Consider the following 24,003-nt stretch of genomic DNA (forward strand, 5'->3'; position numbering starts at 1 on the left):
TGTGACTATCAGTCCATACTCACAAGCACCCACACGAATTGCTTGATTCGATTTGTTAAAGAGCGTTTGGCTAAGAGCGTTTCGTCTCAACCGAGGCGCGCATTCTACGCTTTCCTCATTTGCTGTCAAGCGTTTATTTTGAAGTTTTTTGCGAGAAACTCGTTTAGCTTCAAACACTTGACTCGCTGCGATCTCTCGTAGCGGGAGGCGAATAATACAGCGTTTTAAAACGCTGTCAACCACCTCTTTCAGCGCTTCCGATTGCTTTCTAAACGCTCAACCTGTTGATTAACAAGGAGTTTTTCGTTTCGACTGCGTCGGAAGTGGGGCGCATTATAAGGGGATTCGAGAAGTGGTCAACCCCTAAATTCCATTAAACAGAAATAATTGTGAAACGGGGCCGCACGCCGTTGGCCGCTCGGTGTTGAGGCGGTCGGCCGTTAGGGACGCGCCATAAAAAAGCGGGGAGGCCTGTTGCCCCCCCCCGCTTCTATATAGCTGCAACACCTGCAAGCGATCACTCAGCCTTGAGGGTAACCCGCGCAAATGCCTTCTTGCCGGCCTGGCACACATGAGTCGCGCCAATTGCAAACATGAAATCTCGCTCAACCACCGCGCCATCGACCTTCACTGCTCCGGCACCGAGCAGATCCCGCGCCTGAGCCGAGTTCTTGACCAGACCAGCCCGGTTCAGCACCGCGGCAATCGGCAGGTCTTCAGTTGCACTCACCTCGACCTCCGGTAGATCTTCCGGCAGCTCACCTTCCTTCATGCGGTTACCCGCCGCACGGTGAGCATTGGCAGCCGCCTCTTCACCATGGAAACGCGCAACGATTTCTTCCGCCAGCTTGATCTTGATGTCCCGCGGGTTCGCACCATTGGCAACATCAGTCCGGAACTGATCGATTTCTTCCATCGAACGGAAGCTCAGCAGCTCGAAGTAACGCCACATCAACGTATCCGGAATCGATACCAGCTTGCTGTACATCACACCCGGCGCTTCCTGGATGCCCACGTAGTTGCCCAGCGACTTGGACATCTTCTTCACGCCATCGAGCCCTTCGAGCAACGGCATGGTCACGATGTTCTGCGCTTCCTGGCCATAGGCCCGCTGCAGCTCACGCCCCATCAGCAGGTTGAACTTCTGGTCGGTACCACCCAGCTCGACGTCAGCCCTCAACGCCACGGAGTCATAGCCCTGCACCAGTGGGTAGAGGAACTCGTGGATGGCAATCGGCTGGTTGGTGGTGTAGCGCTTGTCGAAGTCGTCGCGCTCGAGCATGCGCGCAACGGTGTACTGCGAGGCCAGGCGAATGAAGTCTGCCGGCGTCAGCTTGTCCATCCAGGTGGAGTTGAATGCGACTTCGGTCTTGGCCGGGTCGAGGATCTTGAACACCTGCTGCTTGTAGGTCTCAGCGTTTTCCAGTACTTGCTCGCGCGTCAGCGGTGGACGAGTCGCGCTCTTGCCGCTCGGATCGCCGATCATCCCGGTGAAATCACCGATCAGGAAGATGACCTGGTGCCCAAGGTCCTGGAACTGGCGCAGCTTGTTGATCAGCACCGTGTGCCCCAAATGCAGGTCCGGGGCAGTCGGATCGAAGCCTGCCTTGATACGCAGAGGCTGGCCGCGCTTGAGCTTCTCCACCAGTTCCGACTCGACCAACACTTCTTCCGCACCGCGCTTGATAAGCGCCAGCTGCTCTTCAACCGACTTCATAGACAGACCCGCAAGGCTCAGATTCAAGGGGAGCCAACCATACAAGATCGGCCATCAAATACAAGTTTCGCAAAGGAATGTGACCCGGGTGAAGCCTTCCGGCGTCTATGCGCCCTTGCGCGAAAATGGATTTGGTTATATTTTATACAGTTATTTCATCTTCATCATGTCATTCATCTTTTCCATATTCATTTTTCTTCAAAGCCACCTTACCTATGACCAACAAAACGCCTAAAGCGCCTCCGCTTTATCCGAAAAGCCATCTGTTGGCCGCCAGCGGCATTGCCGCCCTGCTCAGCCTGGCCTTGCTGGTGTTCCCCTCCAGTGAGGTCGAAGCCAAGAAGACCACGCTCTCCCTCGAACTGGAGAGCCCTGCCGAGCAATTGAAGGACGAAACCAGCAGCGCACCGCTGGTCCAGTCCGAAGGCGACCAAGGCTCCCCCTTCGCCCAGATCGAAAACGCCGAGCCGAGCACCGAACAGACAGCCTCCCAGCAAGCCCCGGAGGGCCAGCCGGAAACCGCAGCCAAGGACCCTGCCCACCGCGAAGTCACCGTGGCCCGTGGCGATACCCTGTCCACCCTGTTCGCCAAGGTCGGCCTGCCGGCGAACGCGGTCCATGACCTGCTGGCCAGCAACAAGCAAGCCAAGCAGTTCACGCAACTCAAGCATGGCCAAGTCCTGCAGTTCGAACTGGACAAGGATGGCCAACTGGCCAGCCTGCACAGCAAGGTCAGCAACCTGGAAACCATTCGCCTGAGCAAGACCGCCAAGGGCTATACCTTCGACCGCGAGATCAGTAAACCGATCGTGCGCACCGCCTACGCCCATGGCGTGATCAAGAGCTCGCTCTCTGCTTCCGCCCAGCGCGCCGGTCTGTCCCACAGCATGACCATGGACATGGCGCGAGTACTTGGCTACGACATCGACTTCGCCCAGGACATCCGTCCAGGTGACGAATTCGACGTGGTCTACGAACAGAAGGTCATGGATGGCAAGGTCATCGGCACCGGCAACATCCTGTCCGCTCGCTTCACCAACCGCGGCAAGACCTACACCGCCGTGCGCTACACCAACAAGCAGGGCAATACCAGCTACTACACCGCCGACGGCAACAGCCTGCGCAAGGCGTTCATCCGTACCCCAGTTGACTTCGCCCGCATCAGCTCGCGCTTTTCCGCCGGGCGCAAGCACCCGATCCTGAACAAGATCCGTGCGCACAAAGGCGTCGACTACGCAGCCCCTCGCGGCACGCCGATCAAGGCTGCCGGTGACGGTCGCATCGAGCTGGCCGGGCGTCGTGGCGGTTACGGCAACACCGTGATCATCGCCCACGGCAACCGCTACAAAACCCTCTACGGCCATATGCAAGGCTTCGCCAAGGGCATCAAGACCGGCAGCCAGGTCAAACAGGGCCAGATCATCGGCTACATCGGTACCACCGGCCTGTCGACCGGACCGCACCTGCATTACGAGTTCCAGGTCAATGGCGTGCACGTCGACCCATTGAGCCAGAAAGTGCCAATGGCTGACCCGATCGCCAAAGCCGAGCGCCAGCGCTTCCTGCAGCAAAGCCAACCCCTGATCGCACGCATGGATCAGGAAAAGGCCACGCTGCTCGCAGCCAACAAGCGCTGAGCCCATGGCGCTTTATCTGGGGGTAATGTCCGGCACCAGTCTCGATGGCCTGGACATCGCCCTGATCGAACAACGCGAGCAGCCCCGCCTGCTCGCTACCCACTACCTTCCGATGCCCTCAAACCTGCGCCAGGAGCTGCTGAGCCTCTGTGCCAGCGGCCCTGACGAGATCGCACGCGCTGCCCTCGCAGAAAACCGCTGGGCCAGCCTCGCCGCACAGGGCATCCGTCATGTACTGGCCCAGCAAGGGCTCGAGGCTGCTGCAATCCGCGCCATCGGCAGCCACGGCCAGACCATTCGCCATGAACCCTCTCGTGGCTTCACGGTACAAATCGGCAACCCAGCCCTACTCGCCGAACTGACCGGTATCAGCGTGGTAGGTGACTTTCGCCGTCGTGACGTCGCTGCCGGCGGTCAAGGCGCCCCGCTGGTGCCTGCATTCCATGAAACCTTGTTCGGCCACCTCGGCCAGCGCTTGGCAGTGCTCAACGTGGGCGGTTTCAGCAACCTCAGCCTGATCGAGGTCGACAGCCCGGTGCACGGTTTCGACTGTGGCCCAGGCAACGTGTTGATGGATGCCTGGATCGAGCGCAAGCGCGGGCCTTCCTATGATGCCGATGGCGCTTGGGCTGCGAGCGGACAGGTGCAGGTTGACCTGCTCAGCGCACTGCTCAGCGATCCGTTCTTCGCCGGCAGCGGCCCGAAAAGCACTGGCCGTGAGGTGTTCAACCTGCAGTGGCTCGATGGCCACCTGACTCGCCTGCCCCAGTACCGCGATGAAGATGTGCAAGCCACGCTACTGGAACTGACCTGCCGCAGCATCATCGAGTCGCTTCGCAATGCCCAACAGAGCACAGAAGCCCTGCTGGTTTGCGGCGGCGGGGCCCACAACAGAGCACTGATGGCGCGACTGGCTACCTTGCTGCCCGACGCCAAGGTCAGCAGCACAGCCGCCCATGGTGTGGACCCGGACTGGGTCGAAGCGATGGCCTTCGCCTGGCTGGCCCATTGTTGCTTGGAGGGTATTCCTGCCAACCGCCCCAGCGTCACGGCGGCACAAGGGCTGCGCATATTGGGTGCGATCTACCCGGCTTAGTCCCCTGCAGAAAGCAAAACGCCGCGCAATTGCGCGGCGTTTTCGTATGGCCGAAGCTCAGATCGAGAACGAGGAGCCACAGCCACAGGTGGTAGTAGCGTTGGGGTTCTTGATCACGAAGCGCGAGCCTTCCAGGCCTTCCTGGTAGTCCACCTCGGCACCCGCCAGGTACTGGAAGCTCATTGGGTCGACGACCAGGGAAACGCCTTCGCGCTCGACGATGGTGTCATCCTCGGCCACATCTTCATCGAAGGTGAAACCGTACTGGAAGCCCGAGCAGCCGCCACCCGTCACGAATACACGCAACTTCAGGCGATCGTTGCCTTCCTCGGAAACCAGTGTCTTCACCTTTTGCGCAGCCCCGTGAGTGAACTCCAACGCGGTGGGGGTGAAGGTTTCGACGCTCATGTTGATTCTCCCGGCGCACTGCCGCCATAAAACTCGATGGTGCGCATTATCCGCTTCTCCGAGAAAATCGGTCAAGAATTGTGCTGCTTTAGTCGCGCCCAACAAAAAGGCCCGCACAAGGCGGGCCTCAGGAACGAGCTTGCGCTTACGGCAGCAGGCCGGCGTGGGACAGCCCCATGCGCTCGTCCAGGCCGAACAGGATGTTCAGGTTCTGGACAGCCTGGCCGGATGCGCCCTTGACCAGGTTGTCGATGACCGACAGCACCACCACCAGGTCGCCGCCCTGCGGACGGTGAACCGCAATACGGCAGACGTTGGCGCCTCGCACGCTGCGGGTTTCCGGGTGGCTGCCGGCTGGCATCACGTCGACGAACGGTTCATCGGCATAACGCTTCTCGAACAACGCTTGCAGGTCGACCGAGGTGTCGACGACGTTCGCGTACAGGGTTGCGTGAATGCCGCGGATCATTGGCGTCAGGTGCGGCACGAAGGTCAGGCCGATGTCTTTCCCGGCCGCCAGGCGCAGGCCCTGGCTGATTTCCGGCAGGTGACGGTGCCCCTTGACCGCATAGGCCTTCATGCTCTCACCAGCCTCGCAGAACAGTGAGCCTACGGCAGCGCCACGGCCGGCACCGCTAACGCCCGATTTGCAGTCGGCGATCAATCGCGACGGATCGGCCAGCCCAGCTTCGAGCAGCGGCAGGAAGCCCAGTTGGGTAGCGGTCGGGTAGCAGCCCGGCACTGCAATCAGACGCGCCTGGCGAATCTTCTCACGGTTGACTTCAGGCAAGCCGTATACCGCATCCTTGAGCAGCTCGGGTGCACCATGCGGCTGGCCATACCACTTGCCCCATTCCACGGCATCCTGCAGGCGGAAATCGGCGGACAGGTCGATCACCTTGGTGCCGGCAGCCAGCAACTCGCCGGCCAGGGCGTGTGCAACGCCATGGGGGGTGGCGAAGAACACGACGTCGCAGGCACCCAGCGTCTTGCTGTCCGGCACACTGAAGGACAGGCCATCGTAGTGGCCACGCAGGTTCGGATACATGTCGGCAACCGCCACGCCCGCCTCGGAGCGCGAAGTGATGACCGCCACCTCGGCCTGTGGATGCTGTGCCAGCAGACGCAACAGTTCGACGCCGGTGTAACCCGTGCCGCCGACGATACCGACCTTGATCATAACGCTTGCCCCTTATCAACGAGCCGACTGGAAAGCGCACGATGATAGGGGGGCACGCCGCCTGTAACAACTCTTGGGGTGCCCCTTTGGGCGCTTGAGCTCTACTATCTGACGACCGTGAAAACCTGAAGGAACTCCCTCCATGCTTTATCTATGGATCAAGGCACTGCACATCATCAGCGTGGTCTGCTGGTTTGCCGGCCTGTTCTACCTGCCAAGATTGTTCGTCTACCACGCCCAGAGCCAGGACAGCATCAGCCAGGAACGCTTCATCACCATGGAGCGCAAGCTGTATCGGGGCATCATGAACCCGGCGATGATCGCCACGTACGTGTTCGGCGCCTGGATGCTCTACCTCACTCCGGGCTGGCTCAGCCAAGGCTGGCTGCACGCCAAGCTCACCCTGGTGATCCTGCTGACCGGCTACCATCATATCTGCGGCGCCCAGCGCAAACGCTTCGCCAGCGGCAGCAATACCCGCAGCCATGTTTACTATCGCTGGTTCAACGAGGTCCCTGTGTTGTTCCTGTTGGGCATCGTGATTCTCGTGGTGGTCAAACCGTTCTGACGACAAACCTGCCCGCAGGAGCCCTCCATGCCTTTGCCTGCCTCGCTTGAGCAACGCCTGCGCCTCCCGGTGGTCGCAGCGCCGATGTTCCTGATCTCCAACCCGCGCCTGGTCCTGGCTTGCTGTGCCAATGGCGTGGTGGGTAGCTTCCCAGCCCTGAACCAGCGCGACAGTGCCGGATTCAAGCGCTGGCTCGAAGAGATCGAGCAGGCTTTGCAAGCAATGGCCGCGCCAGCGCCCTACGCCGTCAACCTTATCGTCCACCCTACCAACCCTCGCTTGCAGGCTGACCTGGCTTTGTGCGTCGAGCACCGAGTGCCGATCGTCATCACGAGTCTTGGTGCGGTGAAGGAGGTGGTGGATGCCGTGCACGGCTATGGCGGCGTGGTGTTCCATGACGTCACCACACGGCGCCATGCCGAAAAGGCCGCCGAGGCTGGCGTCGATGGCCTGATCGCGGTAGCCGCCGGGGCTGGCGGTCACGCCGGCACCTGGAGCCCCTTCGCGCTGGTCGCGGAGATCCGCCAATTCTTCGACAAGACCGTGCTGCTGGCAGGCTGCATCAATCATGGCCATCAGATCCTCGCCGCCCAGCTATTGGGGGCAGACCTTGCCTACATGGGCACCCGCTTCATCGCCACGGCCGAAAGCCAGGCGCAGCCACAGTACAAACAGATGCTGCTCGATGCCCGTGCCGCGGATATCGTGCACACCCCAGCGGTGTCCGGCATTCCTGCCAGCTTCCTGCGCCAAAGCCTGCAGCAGGCGGGGTACGACATGGCCACCCTCGAGCGCGGCCACGAACAAGGCAAGCTCAAGCCGATCGACGACGAAGCCAAGGCATGGAAGACGGTATGGTCTGCTGGCCAGGGCGTGGGTGATATTCAGGACGTGCCTGGTGCAGCGGCACTGATCGAGCGCCTGCACGGCGAGTACCGGGCGGCTCTGGACCACAGCCTGGCGCTGCGTGACAAGGCCCTGTAGCAAAAGGCAACACCTTGCCTGACCAAGCTGTACACTAGGCGCCCTCTTCAGCCCCCAGGAGCCTTGCATGACCCGTTACGCCATGATTACTGGTGCTTCCAGCGGCCTGGGCCTGGCCCTGGCGGAAGCCCTGGCGCGGCGCGGTCGCAATTTGATCCTGGTAGCGCGCCAGCGCGAGACCCTTGAGCCGGTCGCCATCGAGCTCACCCAGCGCTTCGGCGTCGAGGTGCTGTTCCGCGCCTGCGACCTCAGCCAACCCTTGCGACTGTCAGGTTTCGTATTAGAGCTTGAGGAAGGCGAGCGGCGCATCGACCTGCTGGTGAACTGCGCCGGGCTGCGCAGCTATGGGCCATTTCTCGCCCATGAATGGGCCGACGAGCAAGATCTGCTGGAGGTCAACATCCTGGCCATGAGTCGCTTGTGCCACGCGATTGGCAACCTGATGGCGGTGCAAGGTGGCGGGCAGATTCTCAACGTCGCGGGACTGGCCAGCGCGGCCCCCGGCCCTTGGATGGCGACTTATGCCGCCAGCAAGGCCTATGTACTGAGTTTTTCCGAGGCACTGCGCGAAGAGCTCAGGCGCACGGGCATCAAGGTCTCGGTACTCAATCCTGGTCCCGTGCGTTCGTCCAGGCGCCCCATCCCGAGGCTCGAAGGCAAATCCCGTTGCCTGACGCCCGAAGAAGTTGCGCTTTACACCGTAAGAGCCCTCGACAAGAACCGCGCGCTGATCACCCCTGGCCGACGCAACCGCTGGCTGGCCTTCGTCCCACGCCTGCTGCCGCGCTGGCTGGTACGCAAGCTCGCAGGAGTGCTGCATCGGCGCTACTGCCCGATCGGCATGGAATAGCCACTGGGCGAGCGGCGCCCGGCTGAGTAAACTCGGCCCGGAACCTCACCATGGAGCAAGAGCTGTGGACGACTTATTCACCAGAATCATCAACCGGGAGATCCCGGCGAAGATCATCTATGAGGACGACCAGGTTCTGGCGTTCCACGATATCGCCCCCCAGGCGCCAGTGCATTTTCTGGTTATCCCGAAGAAACACATCCGCACCCTGAACGACCTGACCGAAGAGGACAAGGGCCTGGCCGGCCACATCCTGTTCACCGCCCAGCGCCTGGCCAAGGAACTTGGCTGTGAAGACGGCTTCCGCGTGGTCATGAACTGCAACGAACTGGGTGGACAGACCGTCTACCACATCCACATGCATGTGCTTGGCCAACGCCAGATGCACTGGCCTCCGGGCTGATCCAGGGCAAGCGACCCTGATCCGATTGCGGTAAACTGTCGGGCACACTCTAGCGGAGGTGCCCGATGGCTACCGAACGTCACTACTCGCCGCTCGACCGCTTGTTGCTGCAGGCCGATACCGCCATGCGCACCTTGCTGCCTTTCAGCGGCCAACCTTCCCGACCCTCCCCGGCCATCGTCCAGCCAGATGTCGAACTGGATGAAAGCCAGGCTCGTCACATCGCCGGCCTGATGCGGGTCAACCATACCGGTGAGGTGTGCGCCCAGGCGCTGTACCAGGGCCAGGCCCTGACGGCCAAGCTGCCGCAGGTACGCAAGGCCATGGAGCATGCCGCCGAGGAAGAAGTCGACCACCTGGCCTGGTGCGAACAGCGCATCCGCCAACTGGGCAGCCACCCGAGCGTGCTCAACCCATTGTTCTATGGCATGTCGTTCGGCATTGGCGCACTCGCCGGCCTGGTCAGCGACAAGGTCAGCCTGGGCTTCGTGGCTGCCACCGAGCATCAGGTGTGCAAGCATCTGGACGAGCATCTGGAACAGATCCCGCAAGAGGACGAGAAATCGCGCGCCATTCTCGAACAGATGCGCGTCGACGAAGAGCAACATGCCGAATCGGCCCTCGAAGCCGGTGGTTACCGTTTCCCCGCACCTGTGCGCTTTGGCATGAGCCTGCTGGCCAAAGTCATGACCAAGAGCACCTATCGCATCTAGGGCCAATACCATGACGGACCGCATCGACGCCAAGGACCTGGCGCGCGCCGTGCAAGCCGGCATCCTCCAGCCGGGCCAGGACCAGGCCCTGCTGGCATTCCTGCAACAGCCTCCGGTCCCACGCGGCACGCTGCAACTGGCCCACGTGGCGTTCTATTTCGGCGCCCTGCTGATCATGGGTGCCATGGGCTGGTTGCTGACCGAAGCCTGGATGCGTATTGGCGACGGCGCCCTGCTGGCCATCGCCATGCTGTACATCGTGCTAATGACCCTCTTCGCGCTCGGCCTGCAACGACGCCATCAACCCATCGCTGCCGGGGTGCTGGCCGCGGTCGCGGTAAGCATCGTGCCGCTGGCCGTCTTCGCCATCGAGCGTATGGCGGGGTGGTGGCCCATGGGCGACACGCAAACGGATTACCACCAGTACTACCGCTATGTGCAAGGCGGTTGGCTGTTGATGGAGGCCGCCACGGTGCTGGCAGGGCTGCTCATGCTGCGCCTGATCCCCTACCCGTTCATCGTCATGCCGATCGCCTTGGCCTTGTGGTTCATGTCGATGGACCTGAGCGAATGGTTCTACGGCTCGCCGTTGAGCTGGGAGCAACGCCGCACGGTATCACTGTGGTTTGGCCTTGGGCTGCTGCTGGCGGTGTTGATTCTGGACGGACGCACCCGCCAGGATTATGCCCACTGGGGTTATCTGGCCGGGCTGGCGGCATTCTGGGGCGGGCTGACATTGCTGGACAGCGGGAGCGAACTGGGCAGGGCGATGTACTGTGTGATCAACCTTGGGCTGATGGGCATGGCGGTGCTGCTGCGCCGACCGGTCTTCATGGTGTTCGGCGCGCTTGGCGTGGCGGCATACCTGGGTTACTTGTCGTACGACGTGTTTGCCGAATCCCTGTTATTCCCGGTAGTACTGACCTTGATCGGGCTGGGAGTGATCGGCCTGGGTCTGGCGTATCAGAAACGGCGAGAACAACTGAGCCAGGCCGTCCGGGGGCGCTTGCCGCAATGGTTGCTGACTGCCCTGCCAGCACTGCGAAATTGACGACTGCCGGCAAGCCCGCCCTTACAGGCTTGCACCCTCCTTGCCGGCGATGGGCTGCAAAGCAGCCCAAAGGGTGAAAATCAACCCAGCTCTACGATCTCGTAACCGTGGGTGATCTCAACGCCTGCACGCTCCAGCATGATCGATGCCGAGCAGTATTTCTCCGCCGACAGTTCGACAGCCCGTTTTACCTGGGCCTCTTTCAGACCACGCCCCTTCACCACGAAGTTCATGTGGATCTTGGTGAACACTTTCGGGTCTTCACTGGCGCGCTCTGCCTCCAGGAACGCTTCGCAGCTTTCCACTGCCTGGCGCGACTTTTTCAGAATGCTCACTACGTCGAAGCTGCTGCAGCCACCGAGGCCCAGCAGGAGCATTTCCATCGGGCGCACGCCCAGATTGCGACCACCCGCTTCGGGCGGACCGTCCATCACCACGACATGGCCGCTCCCGGACTCGCCGAGGAACATCGCTTCACCGGCCCACTGGATGCGTGCCTTCATCTATCCGGACTCCTAAATATCGGAAAAGGGTGTCAGCTTAGACCTTGTGTGGCTGTCGGAAAAGATCAAGACGTGTCGCAATTGTGCCGAAACATCCCACAGTGTCTGATAAGCTGGCGCCAAATGACTGGCGTCAACCGTCAGGCATCCTAGAAAAAGCTCATACCTCACATCGAACAGGATTTCGTGATGGTTGCCTCAGCCCTACCCGCCAAGATCAAGAACATCGATAAACTGCTGGTCCACTGCCAACGCCGCCGTTATGTCGCCAAGAGCAACATCATTTGCGCGGGTGATCGGGCCGAGACGCTGTCGTTCATCATCAAAGGGTCGGTCACCATCCTGATCGAAGACGACGAAGGTCACGAGATGATCATCGCGTACCTCAACAGTGGCGACTTCTTTGGCGAGTTGGGCCTGTTCGAGCCCGTGGGTAGCGATCAGCAGCGCAGCGCCTGGGTTCGCGCCAAGACCGAATGCGAGGTGGCGGAGATCAGCTACGACAAGTTCCGCGAACTGTCGCGCCACGACCCGGACATCCTCTATGCCCTGGGCAGCCAGATGGCCCAACGCCTGCGCAACACCACGCGCAAGGTTGGCGACCTGGCCTTCTTCGATGTGACAGGCCGAGTGGCGCGCTGCCTGCTTGACCTGTGCAAGCAACCCGACGCCATGACCCATCCGGATGGCATGCAGATCAAGATCACCCGTCAGGAGATCGGTCGCATCGTCGGCTGTTCGCGGGAGATGGTCGGCCGCGTCCTGAAGGACCTCGAGGAACGCAGCCTGGTGCAGGTCAAGGGCAAGACCATGGTGGTCTACGGAACACGCTAGTCCCTGGGCAGTTTCGCCAGCTCATCAGCATAGGCTTGCGACAAGCGCTCGAACCAGGGCGCTTCGGGCACCACTTCATGCAAAGCGATATGGCTGTCGGCGCGGCAGCGCTGCTCCAGGTCGCAACATTCGTTGAAACGGTTGACGGCCGCGACCATCGACTCCCGCTCGTTGTCCAGCAGCAGGGCGCCATGGACCAGCACCACGGCCCGCTTGCCACCCAGTCCCTGGCGCCAGCGCTGAGCGGTGCCGACCAGTTTGCGGCCGTTGAGGTTGACGTTGAAACGCCCGTCGCAGAAAGCACCGTCGATTTCGCCCACCGAAGCCACGCCACCCCATTCGCGCAGCACATCGCACAAAGGCAGGCACAGGCGCTCGTAGGCATGCTCGATTCGCCCATGGTCGCCTTCGCTGCGCGGTGCGACGTAGACCAGCGCGACATTCACCGTCGCGTGGGACTGTGGCACCGGCTCACCACCGGTTTCCCGCAGCAGCACAGGCCATCCGGCAATCGCCAACTCGGCGCATGCAGCCTCGAAGTTTTCCAGCCGGCTCATGCGCCGTGGCATCACCAGGGCATGATCGGTGGGGCGCCAGAACAGCACGCCAGCGTCACGCTCGCCGCGGCAGACGGCCGCCAGCAGTTCCTGCTCGGCGTGCAGGCCTTGTTCGACAGTCAGTGCCAGGGGTTGATCGGTCATCCTTTCACCTTTGTTAGCAGCCATGGCAGGCCTACAAAAAAGCCGGCAATACGCCGGCTTCGTTTCGATCAGTCCAGTTGCTGAACAGTCTTCTTGACCTGATCAGGGAAGAACAACCGCTGCAGCTCCAACCCTGGTTGCTCGGCACGCATGAACGCCTCCCCCACCAAGAAGGTGTAGACCTCGTTGATTTCCATCAGCTCGACGTCAGCACGGTTGAGAATGCCGCTTTCGGTAATGGCCAGGCGATCACGTGGGATGCGCGGCAACAAGTCGAGGGTGGTCTCCAGGCTCACCTCGAAGGTGTGCAGGTTACGGTTGTTGACCCCCACCAACGGCGTATCGAGCGTCTTCAGTGCACGCTCCAGCTCGTCGCCGTCATGCACTTCGACCAGGACATCCAGGCCGACCTCCTTGGCCGTGGCGGCCAGCTCAGCCATCTTCACGTCGTCCAGCGCCGACACGATCAGCAGCACGCAGTCGGCGCCCAAGGCACGAGCCTCGACGATCTGGTACGGGTCGACCATGAAGTCCTTGCGGATCACCGGCAGCGAAACGGCGGCGCGAGCTTGCTGCAGGTATTCGTCGGCGCCTTGGAAGTAGTCCACATCGGTCAGCACCGACAGGCAGGTCGCCCCACCCTTTTCGTAGCTGACGGCAATGTCCGCCGGCACGAAGTCCTCGCGGATCACACCCTTGCTCGGCGAGGCCTTCTTGATTTCGGCAATGACCGCCGCCTGCTTGCGCTTGGCCTGCTCGATCAGGGCATTGGCAAAACCTCGGGGCGCATCGGCCGACTTGGCCAGACGCTCCAGTTCGGCAAAGCTTACGCGCGCGCTGCGCTCGGCCACTTCCTGGAATTTGCGGGCGATGATCCTTTCCAGCACCGTCGGCACACTCATGCTTCGTTCTCCACCTTGAATACCGCCGTAAAGGCACCCAGCTCCTGCAGCTTCTCCCAGGCAAGCCCGGTGTGCAGCACGTCATGGGCCAGTTCCACACCCGACTTGAGGCTCATTGCATGGTCTGCGGCATACAACGCCGCGCCCGCATTGAGCACGATCATTTCGGCGGCTTTCTGCCCGTTCTCAGTCTTGCGACGACCCAAGGCATCGCGTATCAGCGCCAACGAGGCCTCCGGGCCTTCGACAGCCAGGCCATGCAGGCTCTGGCTCTTCATGCCGAGGTCCTCCGGTTCGACCCAGTACTCGGTGATCTGGTCATTCTTCAGTTCGGCCACGAAGGTCGGCGCGGCCAGGCTGAACTCGTCCAGACCATCCTTCGAATGCACCACCAGCACATGCTTGCTGCCCAGGCGTTGCAGCACTTCGGCCAACGGACGGCACAGGGCCTGGGTAAACACGCCGACCACCTGGTGTTTCACACCGGCCGGATTCGTAAGCGGGCCGAGCATATTGAACAGGGTACGCAGCCCCAGGTCACGGCGTGGGCCAGCCGCGAACTTCATTGCCTTGTGGTGGCTCTGAGCGAACATGAAGCCGATCCCCAGGCTGTCGATGCAACGGGCGACCTGGGTTGGATTCAGATCCAGGTAGACTCCGGCGGCCTCCAGCAGGTCCGCGCTGCCGCTCTTGCCGGAGACAGCACGGTTGCCGTGCTTGGCCACAGGGCACCCCGCCGCCGCGAGGACGAAGGAGGATGCGGTGGAAACGTTGAAGATGTTGGCGCCATCACCGCCGGTACCGACGATATCGACCACGCCATCGAGGCTTTGCAGCTCGACCTTGTCAGCCAGTTCGCGCATCACCGAGACCGCACCGACAATCTCGTCGATGCTCTCGCTCTTCATGCGCATGCCCATCAGGAAGGCGCCGATCTGCGCCTCGCTGCATTGGCCGGTCATGATCTGGCGCATGACATCGCGCATTTCTTCGGTGCTGAGGTCAAGGTGGCCGACGATACGGCTCAACGCGCTCTTGATATCCATGTTCGGTCCTTAGCGGCGGCCGCCGGTCTGCTTGAGGAAGTTGGCGAACAGCTCGTGGCCCTGCTCGGTCAGGATCGATTCAGGGTGGAACTGCACCCCTTCGATGTTAAGCGTCTTGTGGCGCAAGCCCATGATCTCGTCGACCGCGCCATCTGCGTGGGCGGTCCAGGCGGTCACTTCCAGGCAGTCAGGCAAGGTTTCGCGCTTCACCACCAGGGAATGGTAGCGGGTCACGGTGAGCGGATTGTTCAGGCCGGCGAACACACCCAGGTCGCGGTGCAACACCGGGCTGGTCTTGCCATGCATCACCTGACGCGCCCGCACCACATCGCCGCCGAAGGCCTGGCCGATGGACTGGTGCCCCAGGCAGACGCCAAGGATTGGCAGCTTGCCGGCGAAATGCAGGATGGCCTCGATGGACACACCCGCTTCGCTCGGTGTGCATGGACCAGGCGAGACGACGATGCGTTCCGGATTGAGGGCTTCGATCTCGGCGATGGTCATTTCGTCGTTGCGAATGACCTTTACCTCGGCACCCAGCTCGCCAAGGTACTGAACAACGTTGTAAGTGAATGAGTCGTAATTGTCGATCATCAGTAACATCGGGATGAACCTCTTGAATCTACTGACTTTTGAATTCGAATCTTCCTACACGCCAGAACAAGCGCAAATGCAGCCGCATCGTGCGGTGGCGGGTGTTACAAAGAGGAAGACAAACGGGGGCGGGCCGGACTTGCCGGCAGGAGATAAAGTCAGGCGCGCCAACGCCAACGGGCGTGGGCCTTGATTACGCGCATCAAGAGTTTGCTGACGATCAACACAGGATAGGTCTCGCTCATACGTCCCGGCACAGTAGCTTACCGGGGCGCCTGGCGCAATATGCCCGTAAACACGGGGTAACGAATGGACTTGTGAGAAAAGACCTTTGCTTTGTTAAGGTCAATCGGGCTGTTCCGATAAAAACAATGAGAAGGATATCTACCCATGCAACGTTCGCATTTCCTGCGCTTCACCCTCTGTACGCTCGCGCTGGCCTGCAGCCAAGCCCTGGCAGCTCCTTCGCCATATTCCACCATGATCGTGTTCGGCGACAGCTTGAGCGATGCCGGCCAGTTTCCCGATCTACTGGGAGGCACTGATGGCATGCGCTTCACCAACCGTGACAGCGACGGCAACTTCGCCCCCGTCTCGCCGATGATCCTCGGAGGACAACTGGGGGTAGCGCCAGCAGACCTCAACCCTTCCACCTCCTTCGGAATTCGCCCGGATGGTAACAACTGGGCGGTTGGCGGCTACACGACCCAGCAAATACTGGATTCGATCACCGGCACCTCTCAATTGATCATTCCCCCTGGCAACCTGGGAGCGGGCACCGTGATTCGTCAGCGACCTGGCTACCTGGCCAATGGCCTGCGCGCAGACCCCAACGCGCTCTACTACCTGACCGGTGGCGGCAATGACTTCCTCCAAGGCCTGGTGAACACCCCCGCGGACGCGGCGGCAGCCGGCGCACGCCTGGCCGCCAGCGCCCAGGCGCTACAGCAAGGAGGGGCACGCTACATCATGGTCTGGCTACTGCCAGACCTCGGCCAGACCCCGAACTTCAGCGGATCGCCCTTGCAAGGCGCCCTGTCACAGCTGTCGAGCGTGTTCAACCAATCGCTGGTCGGCCAGCTCGGGCAGATCGACGCCGAGATCATCCCACTGAATGTTCCCGTACTACTGCAAGAAGCCGTCACCGACCCGAGCCATTTCGGCCTGGCCACAGGACAGAACCTGATCGGCACCTGCTACAGCGGCAACAATTGCGTTGCAAACCCCGTGTATGGCGCCAACGGCACAGCGCCCGACCCAACCAAGCTTCTTTTCAACGACTCAGTCCATCCGACCATTGCGGGCCAGCTACTGATCGCCGACTACGCCTACTCGATTCTCTCCGCCCCATGGGAACTGACACTGCTGCCAGAAATGGCTCACTCCAGCCTCCGAGCACACCAGGACGAGCTGCGCAACCAGTGGCAGACGCCTTGGCAAGGCGTAGGGCAATGGCAACCGTTCGTTGCAACCGGTGCCCAGGACCTGGACTTCGACGAGCAAGGCAGCGCTGCCAGCGGTAACGGCCATGGCTATAACCTGACGCTGGGCGGCAGCTACCGGTTGAATGACGCTTGGCGACTGGGGCTGGCGGGCGGTGTGTATCGGCAAAAGCTGGAAGCAGGTGCACAGGACTCCAATTACAAGCTCGACAGCTACCTGGCCACTGCCTTCGCCCAGTTCAGACAGGACCGCTGGTGGGCCGATACCGCCTTGAGCGCGGGGCACCTGGACTACCGCGACCTCAAGCGTACCTTTGCCCTGGGGGTGAACGCCCGTAGCGAGAAAGCCGACACCGATGGCGAGGCCTGGGCAGTCACCGGCCGCCTGGGCTACAACCTGGCAGCAGCCAGCAGCACCTGGCAACTGTCACCCTTCCTCAGCGCCGACTATGCGCGGGTGAAGGTGGACGGCTACGACGAGAAGAGCGGACGTTCGACGGCGCTTGGCTTCGATGACCAGGAACGTACTTCACGACGCTTGGGGCTGGGGTTGTTGGGCAGTGTGCAGGTATCGCCGAGCACCCGGCTGTTCGCCGAGGTGGCGCGCGAGCATGAGTTCGAGGATGACCAGCAAGAGGTGACGATGCACCTGACCAGCTTGCCGGCGAACGAGTTCACACTGACCGGGTATACGCCGAACAGTAACCTCACCCGGGCCAGTGTGGGACTGACCCATGAGTTGACGGCCGGGGTGCATCTGCGAGGGAACTACACCTGGCGCAAGAGCGATGAGTTAACGCAACAAGGGATGAGCCTGGGGATCAGCGTCGACTTCTAGGACGGTGGGGGCCGCTTAGCGGCCCTTTTGCGACATCAGGCCGCTTCAACTGCTTGGAGACTGCGAAAGGGCTGCAAAGCAGCCCCAGATGCCGACGAACTACTTGGCAGAGGTCTGCTCAGCCAGCGCCACTGCCCGGAACATCGCCCGGCGCTTGTTGATGGTTTCTTCCCACTCCAGTGCCGGTACCGAGTCGGCAACGATGCCCCCGCCAGCCTGCACATGCAACTCGCCGTCCTTTATCACCGCCGTGCGAATGGCGATGGCTGTGTCCATATTGCCGTTCCAGGCAAAGTAGCCCACCGCCCCTCCGTACACACCCCGCTTGACCGGCTCGAGTTCGTCGATGATCTCCATCGCACGAATTTTCGGCGCCCCCGACAAGGTGCCCGCCGGCAGGATCGCCCGCAGCGCATCCATGGCGGTCAGGCCTTGGCGCAGTTGGCCAGTGACATTGGACACGATGTGCATCACGTTCGAGTAGCGTTCGATCACCATCTTCTCGGTCAGGCGAACGCTACCGGTCGAGGACACGCGCCCCACATCGTTGCGACCCAGGTCGATCAGCATCAGGTGCTCGGCGATCTCTTTCTCGTCCGACAGCAGGTCGTCTTCCAGCGCCCGGTCGGCTTCTTCGGTAGCGCCGCGCGGGCGAGTGCCGGCAATCGGGCGCACGGTGACCAGGTTGTCTTCTACCCGCACCAGCACTTCGGGCGAGCTGCCAACGACATGGAAGTCACCAAAGTTGAAGAAGTACATGTAGGGCGTCGGGTTGAAGCAACGCAGCGCACGGTAAAGGTCGATCGGCGCGGCCTTGAAGTCGATGGACATCCGCTGCGACGGCACCACCTGCATGCAGTCGCCCGCCAGGATGTATTCCTTGATCCGCCCAACCGCGTTCTCGTAGTCATCACGGGTATAGCTGGAGCGGAATTCCGGCTCGGCCGCCAGCGGGCCGCTCAAGTCCAGGCCACGGCGTGGCGTGATCGGTTGACGCAGGGTTTCCAGCAAACCCTGCAGGCGCGCCTGGCCCTGCTCGAAAGCCTGCTCCTCGGTCGGGTCGACCAGCACGATCGCATGCATCTTGCCCGCCAGGTTGTCGAACACCACCACGGCGTCGGACACCATCAGCAGAATGTCCGGCACGCCCAGCGGATCCGGGTTTGGGCAAGCGCCCAGACGCTTCTCGACATAGCGCACGCAGTCATAGCCGAAGTAACCGACCAGGCCGCCATTGAAGCGCGGCAGGCCAGGGATGTCGGCGACCTTGTAGCGGTCCTTGAAGGTTTCGACGAACGCCAGCGGGTCTTCCACATCGTGGTTTTCCACTTCGACGCCGTCTTGCAGGATGCTCACATGGTAGCCATGTACACGCATCACGGTGCGCGACGGCAGACCGATCATCGAGTAACGGCCCCACTTCTCGCCGCCCTGCACCGATTCGAGCAGGTAGGAATTGGGTTGGTCAGCCAGTTTCAGGTAGATCGACAGCGGCGTATCGAAGTCGGCCAGGGTTTCACAGGCCAAGGGGATGCGGTTGTAGCCGGCAGCGGCCAAGCGCAGGAATTCTTCGCGGGTCATGGGTAGCCTCGTGGCAAGCAGCAATGGGTTCGGGCAAGCGGACGGACCGGCAGGCGCCGGTGGGCAGAAGTCAGGCGCGCCAGCGCCAACGGGCCAGGGCCTTGATGACTTTCATCCAGAATTTGCCAGTAACCGCCACGGTGGACTCTCTGTCTTGTGAGGCTTGAAGGTCCGCCAACGTTATCCCAGTGGCCGGGTCTACGCAACCAGGCAGCAGGGCGCGCAGGTCGTCGACCACCAGATTGGGTGATTCGTCGTGAATCGGCCGACCGTGGTTGTAGCCATAGGTCAGGCCGACACACTTCACCCCTGCCGCCTTGGCCGCCAACACATCGCTGCGCGAGTCGCCGACGAACAATGACTGCTCGGGGGCAACGCCGGCCATTTTCATGACGAACAACAGCGCGGCTGGGTCTGGCTTCTTCTGGGGCAAGGTGTCGCCGCCGATGATCCAGCGGAAATATCGACCGATTTTCATCTGGTCCAGCAGAGGGCCGACGAAACGCTCGGGCTTGTTGGTGATCAACGCCATCTCCACGCCCTGCTTGCTCAGCCAGCGCAGGGTGTCCTTCACACCGGGGTAGATTTCCGTCAGCTCATGGCTTTGGGCATAGGCGTCCATGAACAGCGCCAGCCCTTGCTCGGCCAGTGCCTCATCCACACCCTCATGCTCGATATCGCCGGCCAGCGCACGGCGCACCAGGACCTGGGCACCATTGCCCACCCATTGGCGCACCGCATCGAGGCCAGCCGGCGGTCGCCCGAGTTCGAGCAGCATACGATCCACAGCGGCGGCCAGGTCGGGGACGGAGTCGATCAAGGTACCGTCCAGATCGAACATCACCAGCCTGGGCAGCGCCCCTGGGAACAGCTGCTCGAAGCCGCTCATGGGCGTGCCTGGGCCAGTTCGGCGCGCATCGTGGCGATGACTTGCTCATAGTCCGGGGCGTTGAAGATCGCCGAGCCGGCAACGAAGGTATCGGCACCAGCAGCGGCGATTTCACGGATGTTGTTGACGTTGACGCCACCGTCGATTTCCAGACGGATATCACGCCCACTGGCGTCGATCAGGGCACGGGCCTCGCGCAGTTTGTCGAGGGTGCCGGGGATGAACTTCTGCCCGCCGAAGCCTGGGTTGACGCTCATCAGCAGGACCATGTCGATCTTGTCCATCACGTACTTCAGGGCGTCCAGGCTGGTGGCCGGGTTGAACACCAGTCCAGCCTTGCAGCCGCCGTCCTTGATCAGTTGCAGCGAACGGTCGATGTGCTGGGAAGCTTCCGGGTGGAAGGTGATGTAGGTAGCGCCGGCCTCGATGAAATCGCCGATGATGCGGTCGACCGGGCTGACCATCAGGTGCACGTCGATCGGCGCGGTCACACCGTACTTGCGCAGCGCGCTGCAGACCATCGGGCCGATGGTCAGGTTGGGGACGTAGTGGTTGTCCATGACATCGAAGTGAACGATGTCGGCCCCAGCGGCCAATACCTTGTCGACGTCCTCGCCCAGACGGGCGAAATCGGCGGAAAGAATGGAGGGGGCAATAGCGTAGGGCTGCATGGCGCACCTGTTGGCAGAATCACGGTGGTGCGCATTGTAACTCAGGGAAACGGATCGGGGCTGATTAGCATCAACCTGTACCGACCTCTTAACAACTAACGCCGCGAAGAGGTCGGTACCGCCACCCCATGATCAGGCGGGTTGTTGAGTTCTGAGCTTCTCGCTACGCCCACGCAACCACTCCAGGGTCAGCAACAACACTACCGAGAAGGCAATCAGCAAGGTCGCCGCCGCGGCAATGGTCGGGCTCAGGTTCTCGCGGATCCCGCTGAACATCTGCCGCGGCAGGGTCGCCTGCTCGGGGCCCGCCAGGAACAGCGTCACCACCACCTCATCGAACGAGGTGGCGAACGCGAACAGCGCCCCCGAGATCACGCCCGGCGCAATCAGTGGCAGCGTCACACGACGGAACGTCAGCAGCGGCGAGGCGCCTAGGCTGGCTGCCGCCCGGACCAGGTTGTAATTGAAGCCCTGCAGGGTGGCCGATACCGTGATGATCACGAACGGCACACCCAGCACCGCATGCACCAGGATCAACGACACGAAGCTGTTGCCCATCCCCAGCGGTGCGAAGAACAGGTAACTGGCCACACCGATGATCACCACCGGCACCACCATCGGCGAAATCACCAGTGCCATCACCAGCGACTTGCCGGGGAAGTCGCCACGCGTCAGGCCGATGGATGCCAAGGTGCCGAACACCATGGCCAGCACGGTAGCCGCCGGGGCGACGATGATGCTGTTCTTCAGCGCGCGCATCCATTCGGCCGAGGCGAAGAAGTCGTGATACCACTGCAGCGAGAAGCCTTGCAGCGGGTAGACCAGGAAACTGCCGCTGTTGAACGACAACGGCACGATCACCAGCACCGGCAATACCAAAAACAGCAGGATCAGGCCGCAAAGAATGCGCAGGCTGTAGAACCAGACCCGCTCCACGGGCGACATGTAAGGGCTCAGCATGACAAGGCTCCTCAGCTCAGGCGCAGACGGCTGGCGCCGACCAGCCAGCTATAGATCAGGTACAACAGCACGGTCGCTAGCAGCAACAGCCCGCCCAGTGCGGTGGCCATGCCCCAGTTGATGCTGGTGTTGGTATAGAAGGCCACGAAGTAGCTGACCATCTGGTCGTTCGGGCTGCCCAGCAGCGCCGGGGTGATGTAGTAGCCGATCGCCAGGATGAACACCAACAGGCAGCCGGCGCCCACACCCGCGTAGGTCTGCGGGAAGTACACACGCCAGAAGCTGGCGAACGGGTGACAACCCAGCGAGATCGCCGCGCGCATGTAGCTCGGCGAAATGCCCTTCATCACGCTGTACAACGGCAGGATCATGAACGGCAGCAGGATGTGAACCATCGAGATGTATACACCGGTACGGTTGAACACCAGCTCCAACGGCTCATCGATGATGCCCATCGCCATCAACGCGCTGTTGATCAGGCCGCCCGATTGCAGCAGTACGATCCACGCCGCTACCCGCACCAGGATCGAGGTCCAGAACGGCAGCAGCACCAGGATCATCAGCAGGTTGCTTTGCCGGGTCGGCAGGTTGGCCAGCAGGTAGGCCAGCGGGTAGGCCAGCACCAGGCAGATGGCGGTGATCACCACACCCATCCACAGGGTGCGGGCGAAAATATCCAGGTAGATGGCTTGATCGGGGGTGGCCTTGGCCAGTTCACCGAGGTCATCGATACGGTGATCGAGCGAAGCCAGCAGGTAGAACGAGGTGACCGAACTGGTGTTGCGACGGATCGCCTGCCAGTAGGCCGGGTCGCCCCAACGCTCGTCGAGGGCCTGCAAGGCATCTTTATAGGAAGCAGGCTCGGCCTTGAACGGCAGTGCCCGTGCAGTCTTGGCCAACAGGCTGCGGTAGCCGGCCAGCTCCATGTTCAGGCGCTTGGAGAGGTCGCCCAATGTCTGGTTCTTGCGCGATTCGGCCAGGTCCTGACTCAGCGCCTTATAGACGTCCTCGCCAGGCAGGCTCTTGCCGTCCCACTGGCTGATCACCTCGACCGTACGCGGCAGGCCGCCCACCACTTCCGGGTTGCCGACGCTCTTGTACAGCAGCGCCGCAATCGGCACCAGAAACACCAGCAGGAGAAACAGCGCCAGCGGCGCGATCAACGCCTGCGCCTTCCAGCGGTTGACCCGCTCGGCGTGCTTGAGGCGCTGCTTGAGACTTGGACCTGCGCCTTCGTTTAGGGGCACTGCAATGGCCATGGCGAACTCCGCGAAACAGAAAAACGGGGGGCGCTGTCGCCGCCGGGTAACGGCGACAGGTTGAGGCTGTGGTGCAGCCCATCGCCGGCAAGCCGGCTCCTACGGACCTGTAGGAGCCGCGCAGCGGCTCCAAGTCGATTACTTCTTCGCCGCCCAGGCGTTGAAGCGCTGCTCCAGCTGCTCGCTGTTGTCAGCCCAGAAGGCCACGTCGATCTGCACCTGGTTGGCAATGTTTTCAGGTGTGGTCGGCATGTCTTTCTTCACCGCATCGGCCAGCAGCGGTACCGCCTTGGAGTTGGCAGGGCCGTAGGCGATGTTCTCGGAGTAGGTTTTCTGCTGCTCGGGCTGGACGCTGAAGGCGATGAATTTCTTCGCCTCTTCGACGTTCTTGGCGCCCTTCGGAATGGCCCAGGCGTCGAAGTCGTAGATACCGCCGTTCCACACCACCTTCAGGTTGCTTTCCTTCTGCACCGCGGCGATACGGCCGTTGTAGGCCGAGCTCATGACCACGTCACCCGAAGCCAGGTACTGCGGCGGCTGGGCGCCGGCTTCCCACCACTGGATGCTTGGCTTGAGCTGGTCGAGTTTCTTGAAGGCACGGTCCACGCCCTCTTTGGTACCGAGCACCTGATAGACGTCCTTCGGCGCAACACCGTCGGCCATCAGCGCGAACTCGAGGGTGTACTTGGCGCCCTTGCGCAGGCCGCGCTTGCCTGGGAATTTCTTGGTGTCCCAGAAATCAGCCCAGCTGGTCGGCGCGGTCTTGAGTTTGTCGGCGTTGTAGGCCAGTACCGTGGACCACACGAAGAAACCGACACCGCAAGGCTGGATGGCACCCTTGACGTAGTCGCTTTCGTTGCCGAACAGCGCAGGGTCGAGCTCCTCGAACATCCCCTCGTCGCAGCCACGGGCCAGCTCTGGCGACTCCACCTCCACCAGGTTCCAGGACACGCTGTTGGTGTCGACCATGGCTTTGACCTTGGCCATTTCACCGTTGTACTCACCCGCAACGATCTTGCCGTTGCCAGCCTTTTCCCACGGCTCGTAGAACGCTTTGACCTGGGCCGCCTTGTTGGCACCACCGAACGACACCACGGTCAGGTCCGCCGCCATGGCCTGGCCGGCGGCGAACAGCCCCAGGGCCAGGGCGGTCAGTTTCAACTGCTTGCGCATTCT

24 protein-coding genes are annotated in these 24,003 nt (G+C 61.7%); 10 read left to right on the forward strand and 14 right to left on the reverse strand.

Going from position 1 to position 24,003, the window contains the following annotated elements:
- Nucleotides 1-517 precede the first annotated feature (517 nt).
- A complete protein-coding gene (tyrS, locus tag H620_RS0110235; RefSeq protein ID WP_023382642.1) occupies nt 518-1,717 on the reverse strand; it encodes a tyrosine--tRNA ligase in 1,200 nt (399 codons plus the stop codon).
- Between the two features lie 215 nt (nt 1,718-1,932).
- Between tyrS and H620_RS0110240 the strand changes: the two genes are divergently transcribed.
- Nucleotides 1,933-3,354 carry a peptidoglycan DD-metalloendopeptidase family protein gene (locus H620_RS0110240; RefSeq protein WP_023382643.1) on the forward strand — a complete coding sequence of 474 codons (1,422 nt, stop codon included), beginning with the start codon at nt 1,933-1,935 and terminating at the stop codon, nt 3,352-3,354.
- 4 nt (nt 3,355-3,358) lie between these two features.
- A complete protein-coding gene (locus H620_RS0110245) occupies nt 3,359-4,450 on the forward strand; it encodes an anhydro-N-acetylmuramic acid kinase (RefSeq protein ID WP_027907294.1) in 1,092 nt (363 codons plus the stop codon).
- Between the two features lie 57 nt (nt 4,451-4,507).
- Here the strand turns inward: H620_RS0110245 and erpA are convergent, their stop codons facing one another.
- Both erpA and argC read right to left on the reverse strand, forming a co-directional pair.
- On the reverse strand, nt 4,508-4,858 hold the full coding sequence (erpA, locus tag H620_RS0110250; protein WP_023382645.1) for an iron-sulfur cluster insertion protein ErpA: 351 nt from the start codon (nt 4,856-4,858) through the stop codon (nt 4,508-4,510).
- A 145-nt stretch (nt 4,859-5,003) separates the two neighbouring features.
- Nucleotides 5,004-6,038, reverse strand: a complete 1,035-nt coding sequence (argC, locus tag H620_RS0110255; protein ID WP_023382646.1) for an N-acetyl-gamma-glutamyl-phosphate reductase — start codon at nt 6,036-6,038, stop codon at nt 5,004-5,006.
- Nucleotides 6,039-6,180: 142 nt separating this feature from the next.
- Here argC and hemJ point away from each other — a divergent pair, with 142 nt between their 5' ends.
- From hemJ to H620_RS0110285, 6 genes are all read left to right on the forward strand, one after another.
- Nucleotides 6,181-6,606, forward strand: a complete 426-nt coding sequence (gene hemJ / locus H620_RS0110260; protein WP_023382647.1) for a protoporphyrinogen oxidase HemJ — start codon at nt 6,181-6,183, stop codon at nt 6,604-6,606.
- Nucleotides 6,607-6,633: 27 nt separating this feature from the next.
- Nucleotides 6,634-7,590: an NAD(P)H-dependent flavin oxidoreductase gene (locus tag H620_RS0110265; RefSeq protein ID WP_023382648.1), complete on the forward strand. Its 957-nt coding sequence runs from the start codon at nt 6,634-6,636 to the stop codon at nt 7,588-7,590.
- 67 nt (nt 7,591-7,657) lie between these two features.
- Nucleotides 7,658-8,440, forward strand: coding sequence for an SDR family NAD(P)-dependent oxidoreductase (locus tag H620_RS0110270; protein WP_027907295.1), 783 nt, complete (start codon nt 7,658-7,660; stop codon nt 8,438-8,440).
- A gap of 64 nt (nt 8,441-8,504) precedes the next feature.
- The gene (locus H620_RS0110275) at nt 8,505-8,843 is read left to right on the forward strand and encodes a histidine triad nucleotide-binding protein (RefSeq protein WP_023382650.1); all 339 of its coding nucleotides are present in this window, start codon (nt 8,505-8,507) and stop codon (nt 8,841-8,843) included.
- Between the two features lie 65 nt (nt 8,844-8,908).
- Nucleotides 8,909-9,556, forward strand: a complete 648-nt coding sequence (coq7, locus tag H620_RS0110280) for a 2-polyprenyl-3-methyl-6-methoxy-1,4-benzoquinone monooxygenase (RefSeq protein ID WP_023382651.1) — start codon at nt 8,909-8,911, stop codon at nt 9,554-9,556.
- 10 nt (nt 9,557-9,566) lie between these two features.
- Nucleotides 9,567-10,607, forward strand: coding sequence for a hypothetical protein (locus H620_RS0110285; RefSeq protein WP_027907296.1), 1,041 nt, complete (start codon nt 9,567-9,569; stop codon nt 10,605-10,607).
- A gap of 80 nt (nt 10,608-10,687) precedes the next feature.
- On the opposite strand, the gene H620_RS0110290 is transcribed toward H620_RS0110285, so the two are convergent.
- A complete protein-coding gene (locus H620_RS0110290; protein WP_004376171.1) occupies nt 10,688-11,110 on the reverse strand; it encodes an OsmC family protein in 423 nt (140 codons plus the stop codon).
- A 189-nt stretch (nt 11,111-11,299) separates the two neighbouring features.
- On the opposite strand from H620_RS0110290, the gene crp reads away from it, so the two are divergent.
- Entirely contained in the window at nt 11,300-11,944 is a 645-nt protein-coding gene (gene crp / locus H620_RS0110295) for a cAMP-activated global transcriptional regulator CRP (protein WP_023382653.1), read from the forward strand.
- Here crp and H620_RS0110300 read toward each other — a convergent pair.
- From H620_RS0110300 to H620_RS0110315, 4 genes are all read right to left on the reverse strand, one after another.
- The gene (locus H620_RS0110300; protein ID WP_027907297.1) at nt 11,941-12,645 is read right to left on the reverse strand and encodes a lipoate--protein ligase family protein; all 705 of its coding nucleotides are present in this window, start codon (nt 12,643-12,645) and stop codon (nt 11,941-11,943) included. The genes crp and H620_RS0110300 overlap by 4 nt on opposite strands.
- A gap of 68 nt (nt 12,646-12,713) precedes the next feature.
- On the reverse strand, nt 12,714-13,547 hold the full coding sequence (gene trpC, locus H620_RS0110305; RefSeq protein WP_023382655.1) for an indole-3-glycerol phosphate synthase TrpC: 834 nt from the start codon (nt 13,545-13,547) through the stop codon (nt 12,714-12,716).
- A complete protein-coding gene (gene trpD, locus H620_RS0110310) occupies nt 13,544-14,593 on the reverse strand; it encodes an anthranilate phosphoribosyltransferase (RefSeq protein WP_023382656.1) in 1,050 nt (349 codons plus the stop codon). Before trpD ends, trpC begins: the two co-directional genes overlap by 4 nt.
- A gap of 9 nt (nt 14,594-14,602) precedes the next feature.
- A complete protein-coding gene (locus H620_RS0110315; protein ID WP_027907298.1) occupies nt 14,603-15,196 on the reverse strand; it encodes an aminodeoxychorismate/anthranilate synthase component II in 594 nt (197 codons plus the stop codon).
- Nucleotides 15,197-15,577: 381 nt separating this feature from the next.
- Here H620_RS0110315 and estP point away from each other — a divergent pair, with 381 nt between their 5' ends.
- The gene (gene estP / locus H620_RS0110325) at nt 15,578-17,467 is read left to right on the forward strand and encodes an esterase EstP (protein ID WP_027907299.1); all 1,890 of its coding nucleotides are present in this window, start codon (nt 15,578-15,580) and stop codon (nt 17,465-17,467) included.
- Between the two features lie 99 nt (nt 17,468-17,566).
- On the opposite strand, the gene trpE is transcribed toward estP, so the two are convergent.
- The 6 genes from trpE to H620_RS0110355 form a co-directional block, all read right to left on the reverse strand.
- Complete coding sequence (gene trpE / locus H620_RS0110330) at nt 17,567-19,048, reverse strand: anthranilate synthase component I (protein WP_023382659.1); 1,482 nt, start codon at nt 19,046-19,048, stop codon at nt 17,567-17,569.
- A gap of 70 nt (nt 19,049-19,118) precedes the next feature.
- Complete coding sequence (locus H620_RS0110335; protein WP_023382660.1) at nt 19,119-19,937, reverse strand: phosphoglycolate phosphatase; 819 nt, start codon at nt 19,935-19,937, stop codon at nt 19,119-19,121.
- Nucleotides 19,934-20,608: a ribulose-phosphate 3-epimerase gene (gene rpe, locus H620_RS0110340; RefSeq protein WP_023382661.1), complete on the reverse strand. Its 675-nt coding sequence runs from the start codon at nt 20,606-20,608 to the stop codon at nt 19,934-19,936. The genes H620_RS0110335 and rpe overlap by 4 nt, the downstream gene beginning before the upstream one ends.
- Before the next feature lie 132 nt (nt 20,609-20,740).
- Nucleotides 20,741-21,568 (reverse strand): ABC transporter permease, encoded by an 828-nt coding sequence (locus tag H620_RS0110345; RefSeq protein ID WP_023382662.1) that lies wholly within the window; start codon nt 21,566-21,568, stop codon nt 20,741-20,743.
- 11 nt (nt 21,569-21,579) lie between these two features.
- On the reverse strand, nt 21,580-22,827 hold the full coding sequence (locus H620_RS0110350) for an ABC transporter permease (RefSeq protein WP_023382663.1): 1,248 nt from the start codon (nt 22,825-22,827) through the stop codon (nt 21,580-21,582).
- Between the two features lie 138 nt (nt 22,828-22,965).
- On the reverse strand, nt 22,966-24,000 hold the full coding sequence (locus H620_RS0110355) for an ABC transporter substrate-binding protein (RefSeq protein ID WP_023382664.1): 1,035 nt from the start codon (nt 23,998-24,000) through the stop codon (nt 22,966-22,968).
- Between the last annotated feature and the right edge of the window lie 3 nt (nt 24,001-24,003).

The sequence above is a fragment of the Pseudomonas taiwanensis DSM 21245 genome, from assembly GCF_000425785.1.
Taxonomy (GTDB): Bacteria; Pseudomonadota; Gammaproteobacteria; order Pseudomonadales; family Pseudomonadaceae; genus Aquipseudomonas; species Aquipseudomonas taiwanensis.